Origin of the sequence: Cupriavidus sp. BIS7 (genome assembly GCF_000292345.1) — a bacterium.
Lineage (GTDB): Bacteria > Pseudomonadota > Gammaproteobacteria > Burkholderiales > Burkholderiaceae > Cupriavidus.
Genome location: NZ_ALOU01000009.1, coordinates 1 through 15,741 on the forward strand (window position 1 = coordinate 1; position 15,741 = coordinate 15,741).

The 15,741-nt window shown below is 67.3% G+C and carries 15 protein-coding genes; 3 read left to right on the plus strand and 12 right to left on the minus strand.

Going from position 1 to position 15,741, the window contains the following annotated elements; translation table 11 throughout:
• A partial coding sequence (locus tag B552_RS0102805; RefSeq protein ID WP_019447478.1) for an SDR family oxidoreductase occupies positions 1-832 on the minus strand: 832 nt, incomplete at its 3' end.
• Between the two features lie 8 nt (positions 833-840).
• Positions 841-1,260 (minus strand): nuclear transport factor 2 family protein, encoded by a 420-nt coding sequence (locus B552_RS0102810; RefSeq protein WP_019447479.1) that lies wholly within the window; start codon positions 1,258-1,260, stop codon positions 841-843.
• 185 nt (positions 1,261-1,445) lie between these two features.
• Between B552_RS0102810 and B552_RS0102815 the strand changes: the two genes are divergently transcribed.
• Entirely contained in the window at positions 1,446-2,312 is an 867-nt protein-coding gene (locus B552_RS0102815) for an SDR family NAD(P)-dependent oxidoreductase (RefSeq protein WP_019447480.1), read from the plus strand.
• A gap of 67 nt (positions 2,313-2,379) precedes the next feature.
• Here the strand turns inward: B552_RS0102815 and B552_RS0102820 are convergent, their stop codons facing one another.
• The 9 genes from B552_RS0102820 to B552_RS0102860 form a co-directional block, all read right to left on the minus strand.
• The gene (locus tag B552_RS0102820) at positions 2,380-2,835 is read right to left on the minus strand and encodes a nuclear transport factor 2 family protein (RefSeq protein ID WP_019447481.1); all 456 of its coding nucleotides are present in this window, start codon (positions 2,833-2,835) and stop codon (positions 2,380-2,382) included.
• Positions 2,836-2,850: 15 nt separating this feature from the next.
• Positions 2,851-4,488 carry a FadD3 family acyl-CoA ligase gene (locus B552_RS0102825; RefSeq protein WP_019447482.1) on the minus strand — a complete coding sequence of 546 codons (1,638 nt, stop codon included), beginning with the start codon at positions 4,486-4,488 and terminating at the stop codon, positions 2,851-2,853.
• A gap of 1 nt (position 4,489) precedes the next feature.
• Entirely contained in the window at positions 4,490-5,533 is a 1,044-nt protein-coding gene (locus B552_RS0102830; RefSeq protein ID WP_019447483.1) for a ferredoxin--NADP reductase, read from the minus strand.
• Between the two features lie 11 nt (positions 5,534-5,544).
• The gene (locus tag B552_RS0102835) at positions 5,545-6,306 is read right to left on the minus strand and encodes an SDR family oxidoreductase (RefSeq protein ID WP_019447484.1); all 762 of its coding nucleotides are present in this window, start codon (positions 6,304-6,306) and stop codon (positions 5,545-5,547) included.
• A complete protein-coding gene (locus tag B552_RS0102840; RefSeq protein ID WP_019447485.1) occupies positions 6,290-7,993 on the minus strand; it encodes an FAD-binding protein in 1,704 nt (567 codons plus the stop codon). Before B552_RS0102840 ends, B552_RS0102835 begins: the two co-directional genes overlap by 17 nt.
• Positions 7,994-8,042: 49 nt before the next feature.
• A complete protein-coding gene (locus tag B552_RS0102845; RefSeq protein ID WP_019447486.1) occupies positions 8,043-8,567 on the minus strand; it encodes a flavin reductase family protein in 525 nt (174 codons plus the stop codon).
• A complete protein-coding gene (locus B552_RS0102850; protein WP_019447487.1) occupies positions 8,564-10,345 on the minus strand; it encodes an FAD-dependent oxidoreductase in 1,782 nt (593 codons plus the stop codon). The genes B552_RS0102845 and B552_RS0102850 overlap by 4 nt, the downstream gene beginning before the upstream one ends.
• 26 nt (positions 10,346-10,371) lie before the next feature.
• Positions 10,372-11,565, minus strand: a complete 1,194-nt coding sequence (locus B552_RS0102855) for a flavin-dependent monooxygenase (protein WP_019447488.1) — start codon at positions 11,563-11,565, stop codon at positions 10,372-10,374.
• Positions 11,566-11,650: 85 nt separating this feature from the next.
• The gene (locus tag B552_RS0102860; protein ID WP_019447489.1) at positions 11,651-12,802 is read right to left on the minus strand and encodes an LLM class flavin-dependent oxidoreductase; all 1,152 of its coding nucleotides are present in this window, start codon (positions 12,800-12,802) and stop codon (positions 11,651-11,653) included.
• 226 nt (positions 12,803-13,028) lie between these two features.
• Between B552_RS0102860 and B552_RS0102865 the strand changes: the two genes are divergently transcribed.
• On the plus strand, positions 13,029-13,385 hold the full coding sequence (locus B552_RS0102865; RefSeq protein WP_019447490.1) for a VOC family protein: 357 nt from the start codon (positions 13,029-13,031) through the stop codon (positions 13,383-13,385).
• On the opposite strand, the gene B552_RS0102870 is transcribed toward B552_RS0102865, so the two are convergent.
• Positions 13,382-14,566 carry a helix-turn-helix transcriptional regulator gene (locus tag B552_RS0102870; RefSeq protein ID WP_019447491.1) on the minus strand — a complete coding sequence of 395 codons (1,185 nt, stop codon included), beginning with the start codon at positions 14,564-14,566 and terminating at the stop codon, positions 13,382-13,384. The two genes, B552_RS0102865 and B552_RS0102870, sit on opposite strands and share 4 nt — an antisense overlap.
• Positions 14,567-14,921: 355 nt before the next feature.
• Here B552_RS0102870 and B552_RS0102875 point away from each other — a divergent pair, with 355 nt between their 5' ends.
• Entirely contained in the window at positions 14,922-15,740 is an 819-nt protein-coding gene (locus B552_RS0102875) for an SDR family NAD(P)-dependent oxidoreductase (protein WP_019447492.1), read from the plus strand.
• Position 15,741: the final 1 nt, after the last annotated feature.

Sequence of the window (15,741 nt, forward strand, 5' to 3'; positions counted from 1 at the left end):
TCCTGCCCGCCAGCACATCGCGCAACGCCGTCTCGCCGTACATGGCGGCGATGGCGCCGTCGAGCTTCGGATTGCTGCGCAGTTCGTTGCCGCCGTCCACGGCAAAGCTCTGCCCGGTCACCCAGCCTGACTCCGGTCCGGCCAGATAACGTACGGCAGCGGCAATATCGTCGGGCTCGCCAGCGCGGCCCAACGGCATTTGCGCCACGAACAGGTCAAGCACGGCAGGGTTGTCGAACATCGGGTCCGTGGCGCCCGAACGCGTGAGCCCCGGGCGCACCGCGTTGACGCGGATATTGGCTTCGGCCAGTTCCTCGGCAGCGCCGCGCACGAAAGCCTCCAGCCCGGCCTTGGCAGCGCAGTAGGCCGCCAGCCAGCGGAAATTCACGCGCGCCGCGGCAGACGAGATGCAGACAATGCTGCCGCCATGCGGCGCCATCAGCGGTGCGGCGTGACGTACCGCCAGAAATGCGCTGGCGATGTTCAGTTCGATTTCCGCCATGAACGACGCAGCGTCGTGCATCAGCATTGGCCGGAAGCCGCCGCCGCCCACCGTCGGTACAACGATATCGAGCCGTTCGCGCAGGCCCCATGCCTGCTGCAGCGCAGCCCGCACGTCTTCGTCGCGGCACGCGTCACCAACGCAGATTTCGATCGTGGCGCCCGGCACAGCTTCTCGCAGCGATTTCCGTGCTGCTTCCAGCGCATCGCGCCGGCGGCCCATCAATGCCACCGCCGCGCCGTCGCGTGCGAGCGCCAGCGCGCTGGCCGCGCCAATGCCGCCGGCGCCGCCGGTCACCAGCGCGGTCTTGCCTTCCAGTGCTTTCGTCATGTCGTGTCTCATCCTTTCAGTGGGAGATCCTGGGTCCAGTCCACCACCAGCGTGCGCGCTGCGATGCGCCACTGGCCGTCGTGGCGCACGTAGCGGTCCTGGTAGCGCACGCCCCAGTCCAGCTTGCGCGGCACACCGGCCTCGTCCGCGTAGACGTGGTTGGCAATGCAGTACGTCTCGCCGCTCGCGCTGTCGCCATCAACGTCGACGAGCTGGTGATGCACGTGGTGTTGCGTGGCGCTGTAGCGGCCTAGCGCGGACATGCCCTCTGCAATGGCCGCTGCGCCGTCCAGGCTGAAGCCGGGGCCGGTCAGTAGCGCGTCGGGCGTGAACAATGACAACAGGCGCGCAAACTCGCGCCGGTCTACCGCCTGCGCGTAACGGCAGGCGAGTGCATGGATAGCGTCCTTCGCTTCGATGTCCGTCATGGACTGTCTCCTTTGTGTTTATGAAAGCGTGGCGCGTCTATCGTGGCCGTCCGCGGGGCCGTGGCCATCGTCCGGCTGGAGTAGCCCGCCGGCGCAGCGGATAGTCCGAACGAGTGATGTCACGCCCCGGCCCACGCCGCAACCTAGGGAGTGCCTTGTCCTATCCAACATCCAAAGGAGGAAACATGGAAACATCGCAACACGCGCGCGTCGCGGTAGTCACCGGCGCGTCGCGCGGCGCCGGCAGGGGAATTGCGCTGGCGCTCGGCGCAACCGGCGCCACGGTGTATGTCACCGGACGGACCGAGCGGGAAGGCAGCGCGGCACTGCCCGGCACGATCCACGCCACGGCGCGCGAGATCGACGCGCTCGGCGGGCGCGGCATCGCCGTGGCCTGCGATCATGCCGATGATGCGCAAGTCGCGGCCTTGTTCCAGCGCGTGCAAGCGGAAGCGGGACGGCTCGACATCCTGGTCAACAACGCCACCCATCTGCATGACGAACTGATCGTGCCGGGGCCGTTCTGGAAAAAGCCGCTGGAGATGACCGGCATCCTCGACGTGGGCCTGCGCTCTGGCTACGTGGCAAGCTGGCATGCCGCGCCCATCATGGCCGCGCAAGGCAACGGGCTGATCGTGTTCACGTCGTCGTTTGGCGCCAACTGCTATATGCACGGCCCGGCCTACGGCGCGCAGAAGGCGGGCGTCGACAAGTTCGCGCATGACATGGCGGTGGACCTGCGCTCGTTTGGCGTAGCGGCGGCCTCGCTGTGGATGGGCCCGCTTCGCACTGCACGCACGATGCGTGTATGGGAGAAACACCCCGACAAATACGCCTCGTTCGCACCGGTGGCCGAGACCCCGGAGTTCACCGGGCGCATCATCGACGCGCTGTATCGCGATCCGGCGTTGCTGGAAAAGTCCGGCCAGGTGCTGGTCTGCGCGGAAGCGGCGCTGGAATATGGCATCGTCGATGCCGAAGGTGTGCAGCCGCCGTCTTACCGCGAAGCGCTTGGCGGACCGCCGGCGTTTCATCCGGCGATTGTGGAATAACAGCGTGTATTGAACGGCGTGTATTGACTGCGGGGCCGTGCCGATAAGGCCACGGCCCTGCCAGGCCTTACGTCCCCGTAGAAAGCAGCCCGGTTGTAAACACCGTGGCGCGAATCAGCCACGCGCCATCGATCTGCACATACTCGTCGGCGTACCGCCCGGTCAGGAACGTGCGCGCGCCGCTCGCATCGTCCAGCGCCAGATAGGCCAGATCCCAGCCTCCGCGCGCGGTGCCGTCATCGCCAACTTCGATATCGCCCTGCCCAGCGAAATGCATCTCGCGCAGCGTTGGGCGGCACGCGAGTTCCGAATAGCACTGCACCAGCGCATCACGCCCGGCAAAGCTGCCAATGCGGTCGTAGTGGATATGCGCGCCTTCCGCCACAAAGCACGCACGCATTGCCTCGGGGTTCTTGTCATCGCAGGCGCGCAGGTAGCGCTGCTTGAGCGCGCGGATGGCATCGGCCGCTTCCAGCCGCTCCAGTCGCCGCGCAAGCGCGGCGATCTCGTTGGTCTCACTCATTGGTTCTCTCCGGGGTCACGATGCCCGCAACTGGTACTTCAATACCTTGCCGGCCGCGCTGACAGGCAGCGTCGGCACGAACACAACTTCGCGCGGCACCTTGTAGTTGGCCATCTGCCGGCGTGCCCAGCCGATCAGTGCGTCGGCATCCAGTCGCGCGCCATGGCGCAGCACCACGTAGGCGCGGCCAACCTCGCCCAGGCGGTCATGCGGCATGCCCACCACCGCCACCTGCGCAACGGCTGGATGGGCCACCAGCAACTTCTCCACCTCGGCCGGATAGCAGTTGAAGCCGCCGACGATAAACATGTCCTTGATGCGGTCGGTGATACGCAGGTAGCCGCGCGCATCGAGCGTGCCCACGTCACCGGTGTGCAGCCAGCCATCGGCGTCAATCGTTTCGGCGGTCGCCTCGGGCAAGTCGAAATAGCCTTGCATCACGTTGTAGCCGCGCACCAGCACCTCGCCGGGCTCACCGGTTGGCACCGGCTGCCCCTGCGCGTCAACGCAGCGGATCTCGATGCCAGGCATCGCCCGGCCCGAGGTACCGGCAACGGTGTCGGCATCGTCCTCGGCACGCGTCAGCGTGGCAAAGCCGCACGATTCGGTCAGGCCGTAGCCGGTGATGACCGTATCGAAGCCCAGTTCGTCACGCATGCGCTCGATCAGCGTGGGCGCAATGGCAGAGGCACCGGTCACGGCAATGCGCAGCGATGACAGATCGAACTCGCGCAGGCGCGGTGCGTTCAGCAGCGTCTGGTAGAGCGTGGGCGGCCCGGGCAGCACGGATATGCGCTCGTTCTCGACGCGGGTCATGACGGCCTCGGCATCGAACACCAGGTGCGGCAGCACCGTGGCCCCGCGCGAAAGCGCCGCCAGCCAGCCGGCCTTGTAGCCAAACGTATGGAAGAACGGATTGACGATCAGGTAGCGGTCACCCGCGCGCACGCCGGTGATCGCGGCCCAGCCGTCGATGGCGCGCAGGTTCTGCGCGTGCGCGGTCATCACGCCCTTGGGCCGGCCGGTGGTGCCGGAGGTGAACATGATGTCCATCGGCATATCGCCGTGCACGCCAGCCTCGCGCTGCGCGAACGCGCCCATCTCCGTGCGCGGCGCCAGCGCCAGGAAGGACTCCCAGCTCAGTTCGTCCGTGTCCATTGCACGGCCGTGCCCCGCGCGCAGGATCACCAGCCGTTCGAGCGTGGCGGGACGGTGTGGCGCCAGCATGCGCGGATAGCTCTCGCCGAGGAAGTCGTCGACGCAGAACAGCAGGCGTGCGCCGCTATCGGCCAGCACCGCGCCCGCCTCTGCGCCCTTCATGCGCGTATTGAGCGGCACCAGTGCCGCGCCCACGCTATGCGTGGCCAGCGCCGCGAGAATCCACTCGGAGAAATTGGGTGCCCACACGGCAATGCGGTCGCCAGGCTGCACGCCAAGCGCCATCAGTGCGCGTGCGGCCTCGATCCGGGCGGCGTCCAGCGCGGCGTAGGACAGGCGCAGGCCGTCCTCCTGGATCGCAACACGCTCGCCGTGGCGCTGCGCCGCGCGCCGCACAAGCTCGGGAATCGTGGCGGCGATGTCCTCGCACGCTGCCGGCAAGGCGCCGATCGTATCGATGGCGTCGACGTCGTCGATGGTGTCAGATGGAGTCATGTCAGTCCGGAAACTTCAGGTGAATGTCGCCGCTTGCCGGACGCGCCTGGCAAGCCAGGGTCCAGCCGTCTTCCAGGTCAGCCTGGTCAAGCACATGGTTCTCGCCGAGCGTCACTTCGCCCTGCGTCACCTGGCACATGCAGGCGCCGCACAGGCCGCCACGGCACGAGTTGGGCGCCGCCACGCCTGCGCGCAGCAACGCGTCGAGCACGGTTTCGTCAGGCGCCACGCCAAGCTGGTGGGTCTGGCCGTCGAGTGCCACCGTCAGCGATGCACCGTGGACGGTGGCGGCCGGTGAGGCGGTTGACGCCGCTACGGTCTGCGCGGGCGCGGCATCGGGCAGCGACACAAAGCGCTCCACATGCAGCTTCCCGCGTGGCACGCCCAGTGCCTGCAGTGCGGCCTGCGCGCTGTCCATAAACGGGCCCGGCCCGCAGATAAAGCATTCGGACAGGCTCCAGGGCCGGACCAGTTCCTCGATCTGGCGCTGGCCCGGTGGGCCCTGCACGCTGTCCAGCCAGTGAATCACGCGCAGCCGGCCCGGATGGCGCTGTGCCAGATCGGCAAGCGCCTCGCGGAATATCACGGAGCGCTCGTCGCGGTTGGCATAGACCAGCGTCACCGCGCCGCGCCCGTGGCGCAGCGCGGCCTTGGCAATCGACAGCACCGGCGTGATGCCGCTGCCGCCAGCCAGCAGCAGGAAATCGCCATGCAGCGTCGGCGGCGTGAACACGCCCGCCGGCGGCATGACCTCCACGGTGTCGCCCGCGCCAAGGTGATCGCAGACCCAGTTGGACACCCGGCCGCCCTGCACGCGCTTGATCGTCACGCGCAGCGCGCTGTCCACGTCCGGCGCGCTGGAAAGCGAATAGCAGCGCTGCTGCGGCACGCCGTTGACGGGCACGCGCAACGTCAGGAACTGGCCCGGCCGATAGGCAAAGGTATCGCGCAGGCTGTCCGGCAGCGTGAACACCAGCGAATGCGCCTGGTCCGTTTCCGCCACGACCTCGGCGATCTGCAGCCGATGAAATTGCGCTTGTACCATGATCGATTGCGTCAGGCGACGCCCATGATGGTCTGCGCGTTGTCGACGCGCAGTTCCGCGCCATTGATAAAGCGCGATTCGTCGGATGCGAGGAACAGGACCAGGTTGGCCACGTCACGCGGATGGCACATGCGCTGCATCGGGTCCATGCCCTCGACATCGGGCATGGCCGTGACGCCGCCCGGCAGGAAGGCCGCCGTCATCGGCGTCAGGATGCCGTCCGGATGGATCGAGTTGCAGCGGACCTTGTAGCCGCTCTGCTTGCAGTGCACCGCCACGCTGCGCGTGAGCGCCGCCACGGCACCCTTGCTGGCGCTGTAGGCACAGAACGCGCCCATGCCGCCAAGCGCCGCCACCGACGACATGTTGACGATGCTGCCGCCGCCGGCCCGCATCGCCGCCACGCCGTACTTGCAGCCAAGGAAGTAGCCCTCCGCGTTGATGCGCATCACGCGCTGCCATTGCTCCAGCGACGTATCCTCGATCGTGCCGAGCAGCAGGATGGCGGCATTGTTGACGAGCACGTTCGGCGCGCCAAAGCGCTGTTCGGTACGTGCGATCACCTGCTGCCAGCCCACTTCACTGGCGATGTCGTGCTGCACGAACAGCGCGGCGTCGCCAATCTCGCGCGCCAGCGCGTGGCCGGCTTCCTCGTTCAGATCGGTCAGCACCACGCGCGCGCCTTCGCGCGCCAGCAGCAGTGCATCCTCCTTGCCGACTCCGCTTGCGGCGCCGGTGACGATGGCGATCTTTCCTTCAGTACGTCGGCTCATGACTAGTCTCCTGATTGGTATCCGCCTGCCGTTGCTCGGCAAGCTGGTGAACAAGATGGTGGCCCGCATTGCGGCCCGACCAGATGCAATCGGCCAGCGACAGGCCGCTGATGTAGTGGTTGGAGGGAATGCCCACGGCGGTCCGGCCCACCGCATACAGGCCCGCGATGGACGTGGTGCCGCTGGCCGTCAGCACGCGCGCGCTGGACTCTTCCACGCGCAGGCCGCCGAGGGTGATGGCCGGACACGGGAAGAGGCGGCTATCCGCCGAGATATCGATGGCAACCCACGGTCCGGTTTCCAGCGAGGCGCACATCGCCGCCGACTTGCCCGCAGGATCGGGGGCATCGCCGCGACCGGCCGCGTTGTAGGCATCGAGCGTCGCCTGCAGCGTCGCGGGCGGCATGCCGAGCCGGTTGGCCAGCGCCTCGACACTGCGCGCCCGCCGGGAGCCGGCCAGCATCAGCATCGCGGCCGGCAGGGCCTGAAACGACCAGAGTCGGCCCGAGAACGCTTCGCGCATTGCCGCGCGCGCCAGTTGGCGGTTCAGTATCAGCCACGCACGGCCACCGTGCCGCTCGCAGATAGCGTGGCCCAGCGTGGCACCGTAGGTTTCCTCGTTGCCGATGCGCTTGCCCTGCGCGTCAACCACGCAGCCGCGTGCCCAATCAAACGGCGGATTGATAAAGCGCCATGCGGACACACGCTCCAGGTGCCGCGTGGCCCCGCCAGCCGATTCGCCGAGCCGGATGCCGCTGCCGTCGCAACCGGTGGCACCAAGCCGCCAGTTCGGCAGGTATCGGGGCGCGTGACGCGACACCATCGCATGATTGAAGATGAAGCCGCCGGTGGCCAGCACCACGGCCCCGGTGCGCACCGGCACTGGCCGTGCATAACGCAACTCAAGCTCCAGCACCTTCGCGCGCAGCGAATCGGCGACCCCCGGCATGGCGTTGTGCACCCGCTCAGCCAGCCGTGCCAGGCGCGCATGGCGCTTCTGATGGCTGGCTGGCACCTGCCAAAGCTCCACGCCGATGACCGCCCCCGAGCGGTCGACGATCAGCCTGCGCGCGGCGGTCTGGCGCATCACCGTCACCTCGGGCCGCGCCTGTACCGCGCCACGCAGGGCGCTATAGAGCGTACGGCCGGACTGGCCCTGGCCCTTGACGCGATGCCCGCGCGGCGCCGGCTCGGCATGGCGCGCGTAGGCCGGCACCGATTCATTGCCCGAGTAGTACAGGAAGTAAGGCTGCGCGGGATAGGAAGTCTTGCGCGGCGGCATCGCACCATTGAACTGCACGCCAATCTCTTCGAGCCAGTCGATCATCTCCCGGCTGCGCTCGCAGAAGCGCTGCAGCGTCGGCTCGCTGATGACGTCGCCGGTTTCCTGGCGCAGGTAGCCAGCCATCTCGCGCGGTGTGTCGGCATAGCCCGCCGCCTGCTGGTACGGCGTACCGCCCCCGGCATAGACCACCCCGCCGCTCTTGATGCTGGCACCGCCGCCCTCGAAGCGCTCGGCAACGATCACGCTGGCGCCGCCGCGCGCGGCTTCCAGCGCGGCGCAGGCACCTGCGGCGCCGAAGCCGACCACCACGGCGTCGCAGGTGGCCTGCCAGGGATAGGCCTCGGGGTCATCGAGCCGCAGTGGAGCGTAGACCGGCGTGGCGCTGTCGGGTGGAGCTTTCATGGTGAACCTTGCTGGCAGTTATCAGGTGTTGGCAGGTGTTGGCGGGTAGTCAGGCGGCGCAAAGTGCGGTCAGCGGCGCCGAGGTGGTATAGGCCCCATCGACATAGACCAGCGGCGACACTTCCCCCGCCAGCCGTACTTCGCGCAGGCGGCCGATAAAGACCGCATGCGTGCCGTAATCGAAGCGGCCGTCCTGCTGGCAGATCAGGTTGGCCTGGGCATTGCGCAGGCACGGCACGCCGAGCAGATCGTCGTCCCACTGCCCGCTGGTAAAGCGTTCCTCGCCCTTGAGGCGCCCGCTGCAATCGACCGCGATGTCGCGATGGTCGGCGGCCAGCAGGTTGATGCAGAAATCGACGCCCGCGTCGAGCGGCGGATAGAGCGACGAACTGCGGTTAATGCAGATCAGCAGCGAAGGCGGATCGGCGGACAGCGAATCAACCGCCGTCACCGACATCGAATAGCGCCGCTCGCCGTGGCGGCAGCTGATAACGGCCACCGAGCGCGCCATGCGGCGCATCGCCTGCAGCATGTCGTCGCGCAGCGTGGCGCTGGATTCGGGATTGGCGCTCATAGGGCCTCCTTGACGATTTCAGTGGTTTGGTCGGGGTGGGCGGGTTGACTGGATGGCGCCCCGGCCGCGTGCCGGGCTTGCTGCGCCAGCAGGTCGGCGGCGATAAAGCCGAACGTCATGGCCGGACCCAGCGTCGATCCCGCGCCGGGGTAGCTCGTGCCCATCACCGCGGCGCTGGTATTGCCGATGGCGAACAGGCCGTCGATGACCGAACCGTCCTCACGCAGCACGCGCGCACTGGCATCGGTCGCCAGCCCGCCCTTGGTGCCGATGTCGCCCGCGTCGACGCGCACGGCGTAGAACGGCGCACGGCCAATCGGCGCAAGGCACGGGTTCGGCTGCACGGACGGGTCGCTGTAGTAGGTATCGAACAGGTTGTCGCCCTTGCCGAACTCCTCGTCCACACCGGTTTGCGCGTAGCGGTTCATGCGCGCCACGCTGTCGGCAAGGCCAGCTGCGTCGACGCCGATCTGCCGCGCCAGTGCGTCCAGCGAGTCGGCCTTGACCAGAATGCCTTGCAGCGCTGCCGGAATGCTGCGGTCCGGCATGACGGAACCGGGCAGGATCGGCCCGCACGGGTACTTGTGGCGGAACGTGGCATCGAACACCATCCACGCCGGCACGCTGCAGCCGGTCTTCTCGTGGTCGCGATACATCGCAGGCACGAACTCGGAGTACGGCGCCGCCTCGTTGACAAAGCGCCGGCCCAGACCATTCACGATCAGGCAGCCGGGCATCGCACGCTCGATAAACAGCGCGCGCTGCTTTTCCTCGCCCTGCACGCACACGGTGGGAGCGCCCCAGACATGGGACATCAGCGCCACCGCGGCGCCCGCGTCCTGGCCCGCGCGGATGGCGTCGCCAGTGTTGTGCGGCGGTGTTGCGCTCCACTTCGCCTGAGTTGGCCGTGGCAGGTACTGCTCGCGCATCGCCTGGTTGCGTTCGAAACCGCCCGCAGCCAGGATCACGCCGCGCCTGGCGCGGATCTCCAGCCGGCGTCCGTCCTGCACCGCGCGTACGCCGCGCACAACGCCGTCTTCGACGATCAGTCCGTGCAGCGCGGTATCGAGCCACAGCGGGATTGCGCGGTCCATCATCGCGCGGCGCAGGCCGCCGATCAGGCTGGCGCCAAGTGTCAGCCGACGATCGCGCCGGGTCTTGCGGCGCCAGCCCAGGTCCAGCCAGTAGCGGGCGAACTGGCCCATCGCCAGGCGCAGCCAGCCGGGTGACCGGCACAGCAGCGTATGGGCTTCCGCCGAGGTCACCGCGATGCGGCCCGCCACCAGCGTGCCCGGCGACGACGGACGCAGCCGCTCGAATTCCTCGCCGAGCCGCGCACCATCGAACGGCATCGGGTCGAGTGAGCGATAGCCCGGCATCGCGCCCGGCTGCTTCTGGAAATAGTCGGCATAGCGCGGCAGCGCGTAGTAGTGCACGCCAGTGCGCTGTTCCAGGTACTGCAGCATGCGCGGCGCGTGGTCCAGGTACGCGCGCAGCCGCTGCGGATCGCCATGCTCTCCGGTGCAGGCAAGCAGGTACTCCAGCGCGGTGGCGTAGTCGTCCTTCCCGCCCGCTGGCGCGATATGGTGGTTGAGCGGAATCCATATGCCGCCGCCGGACACCGCCGACGTGCCGCCGTACATCCCGCTCTTTTCCAGCACCACCACGGACAGGCCATGGTCGGCCGCGCGGCACGCGGCCAGCATGGCGCCGGCGCCGGACCCGACCACGATCACGTCGAACTCGTCTGGCTGCGCGCGCGTTGTGCTCTGGCTCATGATGACTCCCATTGCAGGCACGCTGCTCAGATGAAGAAGTCCGTATTGGCGCGGCCCATCGTCACGCCGCCAAGGTTCTGGCCGAAGCGGTCCAGGTTGTTGGCGTAGTGGGCACGTGCCGAATGAAGGTCGAGAAAGCGGCGCACCATCGGGTTGCTGCGATAGATGCCATTGCCGCCCGCGTAGCGCAGCAGCGAATTGGCAAGCTGCGCGCAGCGTTCTGCCACCTGCGAGGACTGGTAGCGGAAATGCAGGCGGCGTTGCGTGTCCAGCTGCTTGCCCGCGCGTGCGAGCGCCAGCATCTCTTCGAAATTGCGTTCGAGCACCGTGCGCATCTCGTCGATCGCGACCTGCGCGTTGGCAACAGCCATCTGGGCGCCGCCATCCTCTGCGGTCTTGCTGCCGCCGTTGCTGCTGACGCGGCCATCGGCATAGGCGACGAAGTCGTCCAGCGTGCCTTCCAGCGCGCCAATGCAGGCGGTGCAGACGGCGCGCACGAAGATCTGCGCGAACGGCAGGCGGTACAGCGGTACGTCGTTGACGGCCAGGCCGGGGCTGGTGCCCAGCGAACCGTCCACGGCGCGGTGCGTGCGGTAGTCGGGGACGAAGACGTCGTCCACAACGATATCGTGGCTGCCGGTAGCGCGCAGGCCCAGCACGTCCCAGTTGCGCACAATCCGGTAATCCGAACGCGGCAGCAGGAATGTGCGGTAGTCATAGGCACCACCGGGCTCGGCCGGGGGCACCAGGCCGCCGAGGAAGATCCAGTCGCAAACCTCGCTGCCGCTGGAGAACTTCCAGTGGCCGGAGAAGCGGTAGCCGCCCTCCACCGGCGTGACCTTGCCAACCGGCATGTAGGTCGATGCGATCAGCGTGCTGGCGTCGTTACCCCAGACTTCCTGCTGCGCGCGCTCGTCGAACAGCGCCAGTTGCCAGTTGTGCACGCCAACCACGCCATACACCCACGCGGTGGACATGCAGCCCTTCGCCAGCGCCATCTGGATGCGGAAGAACGTCTGCGGGTCCAGTTCATAGCCGCCATAACGCCGTGGCTGCAGCACCTTGAAGAAACCGGCGGCCTGCATATCGGCAACCGTCTCGGCGGGGATGCGTCCGTCTGCCTCGGCCTGCGCGGCACGCTGGGCCAGCACGGGAATCATCTGCTCGGCGCGCTCGATCAGGCGGGCGGCCAGTTCCTGGGGATTATTGTCGCGATGCACCGCTGTCTCCTTGTTGCTTTATGTCTTGTCGCTGCGGGAGGTTTGCCTCGTAAGCGGCAAACCCCCGGAAGCGCGGGCGTGGCGTTCAGGCCAGCGCGCGCAGCTTGCGGCCCTGCTTGCGGAAATGCGGGATCACGTACTCGCCGATATTGCGGATGGTCTCCATCTGCGCCCATTGCGGCACCGTGCCCATCTGGCAGATGAACAGGATTTCATCGGCGCCGGCATCGATCAGACGCTGCACGTAGCCGATGCAGTCCTCCACCGTGCCGTAGGCATGGTTCGGGTTGAGCATCATCATCGTGGGGTCGCTGAAGTCCACCGAGACCTTTTCCGAGGCAAACTTCGTGTTGACCACGGCCTTGCCCTGTGCGTCGGTGGCGGTGATGTGCTCGTCGTCCCACTTCGACGGATCGGGGCGCTCGCCGCCCGCGTACCAGTACGACAGCGATTCCATGAAGTAGCGCTGGCCCTTGATGCCGATCTTGCGGGCGGCCATGCCGTCCTTCAGCACGATGGTCGGGCACAGTGCGGCCAGGTGCTGGTTCGGACGGAAGCCCACCTGGTCCTCGGGCTTGCGGGTTTCCCACGCCGTGCGGTAGATGTCGTTCTTCTTGGCCACGTCCTCGGGGCCACCGAAGCCAAGCACCAGCGCGCCCATGCCGCGCGCACCGGCGCGCTGCAGCGTATCGGCGTTGGTGCAGGCCAGGTACATCAGCGGGTGCGGGTCCTGGCGCGGCTTCGGGTGGATCGGGCGGCGCGGGATCTTGATGAACTCGCCGTCGTGCTCGATCTCGTCCTGCGTGAGGATCTTCGGAATCAGGTACATCGATTCGTCGATCATCGGGTGCAGCGTGTTGAGGTCATAGCCGAAGGTGCCGGCCTCCTGCTGCGTGCCGCCCTTGCCCACGCCGAAGTGGACGCGCCCGCCCGAGAGAATGTCCAGCGTGGCGATACGCTCCGCCACCTTGACCGGATGGTTCATTGCCGGCGGCAGGCACACCACGCCGTGGCCAATGCCAATGCGCTGCGTGCGGCCGGCCACGAAGGCCAGGAACGTCTCGGGCGCGCTCATGTGCGCATAGTTGGTCAGCGCGGTGTGCTCCACGGCCCAGACCACGTCAAAGCCCATTTCCTCGGCCAGCACCACCTGTTCCATGATTTCGTCGAAGACCTTGTGGTCGCCGGCGCGCGAGGCATCGACGGTCTGGGCTTCATAGATCAGCGAAAAACGCATTGCAGTCCCCTATCGGTTTGTCGATCCAGGAATCGCATCCGGGGCACTGCAAGGTGCTGCGCCAATGGCCGGAAGCGGCCTGTGTGAAACGCAGTGTGGTCGGCGCAAGGCGTTGCAACATCGTCTGATTGGATTATGAACAGCACATTGCCTCTCCCTATCATTGGCTGCGTGGCATCCCGGGCATCCCGCCCGTCATTTTTTTCATCGAAAGGATCAGGACACCATGCAAACCAGGCTGCTGCTTTACCCGGTTGCGGACATCGACACCGCGCTGCCGTTCTTCACGGAAGGACTGGGACTGCCGATCAAGTTTCGCGACGGCAACCGCTACTGCGCGCTCGATGCGGGCGCGTTGACGCTGGCGCTGGTGGCCGGCGAGGAAAGACTGGTGGACCAGCCTGCGCTGGCGTTCCGGGTGGACGACGGGGACGACATTGCCGCGGCAATTGCGCGGCTGGTGGACGCGGGCGCCACCGTGGCGCTGCCCGCGGAACAGGGCCCGCACGAGACACGTGCGGTATTGCGTACGCCAGAGGGCTTTGCGCTGACGGTCAGCGCAAAGCCCTCCCCGGCCAACTAGCCGAGCGAGATCACGCTGGATAGCAGCATGCGCACCAGCGTGGCCTGCCGGGTCACGCCGGTCTTCGAGAAGATTGCGCGCAGGTGCGCGCGGGCGGTGTTCTTGCTGATGCCCAGCTCGTCGGCCGCTTCGTCCAGCGTGAGGCCGTTGGCAAGCTGCAGCGCTAGCTGTGTCTCCGCCGGTGTCAGATCGAACAGCTGGCGCACGACATCGTGCGAGGCCTGCGAGCGGCGTTCCGGGTCGCGGATAAACACCACGCAGGCCGGGCGCTTGCGGTTGTCCTCGGACCATTCGCTGAGCGGGATCGTGCGCACCAGCACGCCGAGCCTGGCGCTGCCGGAAGGCCGCGTGATCGACATTGCCTCCGTGACCGGCGGCGCGGTGCCCACGTGGCCCATCATCGCCTGGCGCAGCACGCGCTGGAACTTGCGGTTCTCCTGGCCGTACTCGACATCGAGCCCACCCTTGGAAATGCGGATGCCATCCCTGGCGCCGAGTATCTCGTCGGCGGCGGCGTTGGTCTTGATGATGGTGCCGGACTCGTCAAGAATCACCATGCCCACCAGCATGCGGTCGATCGCGCTGGCATAGACGGTACGCTCCGACTCCACCACGTCGATACGCGAATGCAGGTCCACCGCGCGCTTCAGGTGCGGCAGCAGCGCCGTGCACAACGCCTTGTCCGCTGCCGTGAAGTCGGGGCTGTCATGGTTGCGGCACACGCGGAAGCGGCATTCCACGCCGTCCTCGGTGCGCAGGTCCGCGCCCAGGATATAGCGGATGCCGATGTCCTTGAGGAACTGCTGGTACAACTCGCTCATGCACCAGACGCCCGCCCCAAGGTGCTCGTCGATGGTGACCACGCGGTCGGACGGCAGTCCAATGAATGGATCGAGCGAATAGTAGTAGCTGTTGTAGGACACCTCGCCCGGCAGCGTGGAGCCATGCTCGGACGCGTTCACCATCAGCCCGGGCCGGTCGGTGGCCGGCGAGCGCAGGATCAGGGTGGCGTAGTTGGCATCAAGCTGCCGGCGAATCTGTTCCAGCGCGCGGCCCCATGGCACCTGCTCCATCGGCCCCTGGTAGATGTTGCCCAGCAGCGTGCTGAAAGCAGACAACGACACCGTCTGCTCGACAAACAGGTGTGGGGCGGCCTGGTTCTGACTTACCTCCATCAGCATTTTCCTTGTCTCCGTATTGGCGTGAGCGCAGCGCGCCGGTCTTGCCTTGCGCGCTGCCTCCTGAGCTTTGCTTCCCGGGCTCTGCGTCCCTTTGTGATGTCCTGGATTCTTGCTGCCCCGAAGTCTTCAGGGTTTCCCCCAAGGCAGGGTCCGGCGGCGGAACGCGCCGGACTAGTCCCGCAGGACAAGGCAATGCTCACGCGCCCGGCACCGCGCCACATACCCCATTTGGACTAAGGTCAGACCCGTGCCGCTCCACTACCCAAACAGACGATGCCGCCCCGCCGCGTGGCCGTTAAAAAGCAGCCATGCGCGGCGATTCCCGCCGCCTCCCCTTCTACGGAGAACGACCACCATGGCGGCAGACTCGCAGCACAAGACCGCAGTGATTACCGGCGCGGCCGGCGGCATCGGCCTGGCACTCGCACGGCTGCTGGCCGCGCAGGGCCATGCGCTGGTACTGGCCGATATCGATGCTGGCGCGCTGGAAGCGGCGCGCGCGTCGCTGGCCGCGCTTGCCACACATGGGGCGCCGGTCATCGCAATCCCCACCGACGTGTCGGATGCGGCGCAAATCGAGCGACTGTGCGAAGAGAGCTTTGCGCGGCTCGGGCGTGTGGACCTGCTGGTGAACAACGCCGGCATCCTGGCCACGGGCCGCTGCTGGGAACTGGCGCCGGACGTGTTCGACCGCGTGCTGCGCGTCAACCTGTGGAGCGTGATTCACGCGCTGCGCTGCTTCGTGCCGCGCATGGCCGCGCAGGGCGCGGGGCATATCGTCAACGTGGCATCGATGGCGGGGCTTGCGGTGGGGCCGTGGCTGGCGCCGTACACGCTGTCCAAGCAAAGCGTGGTGGCGCTGACCGAAGGACTGGCGCTGGAGTTGCAGGCGGCCGGCATGCCGATTGGCGTATCGGTAGTCTGCCCCGGGCCGGTGGCTACCGGCATTGCCACGGACCTGGATGGCACGGCGCCGCAGGACGTGACACGGATGAACGAGGCGCTGCGCACCGGCATTGCCGCCGGCATGACGCCGGAGGCGGTGGCACGCCGCATTCTCGACGGCGTGGCGGCGCGGGAATTCTGGATCCTGCCGCACGAACTGGCAGCGCAGGCAGCGGTTGCGCGCGCGCAAGGCATCGCCGCTGGCACTGCGCCGGCGTTCGCGCTCTGAA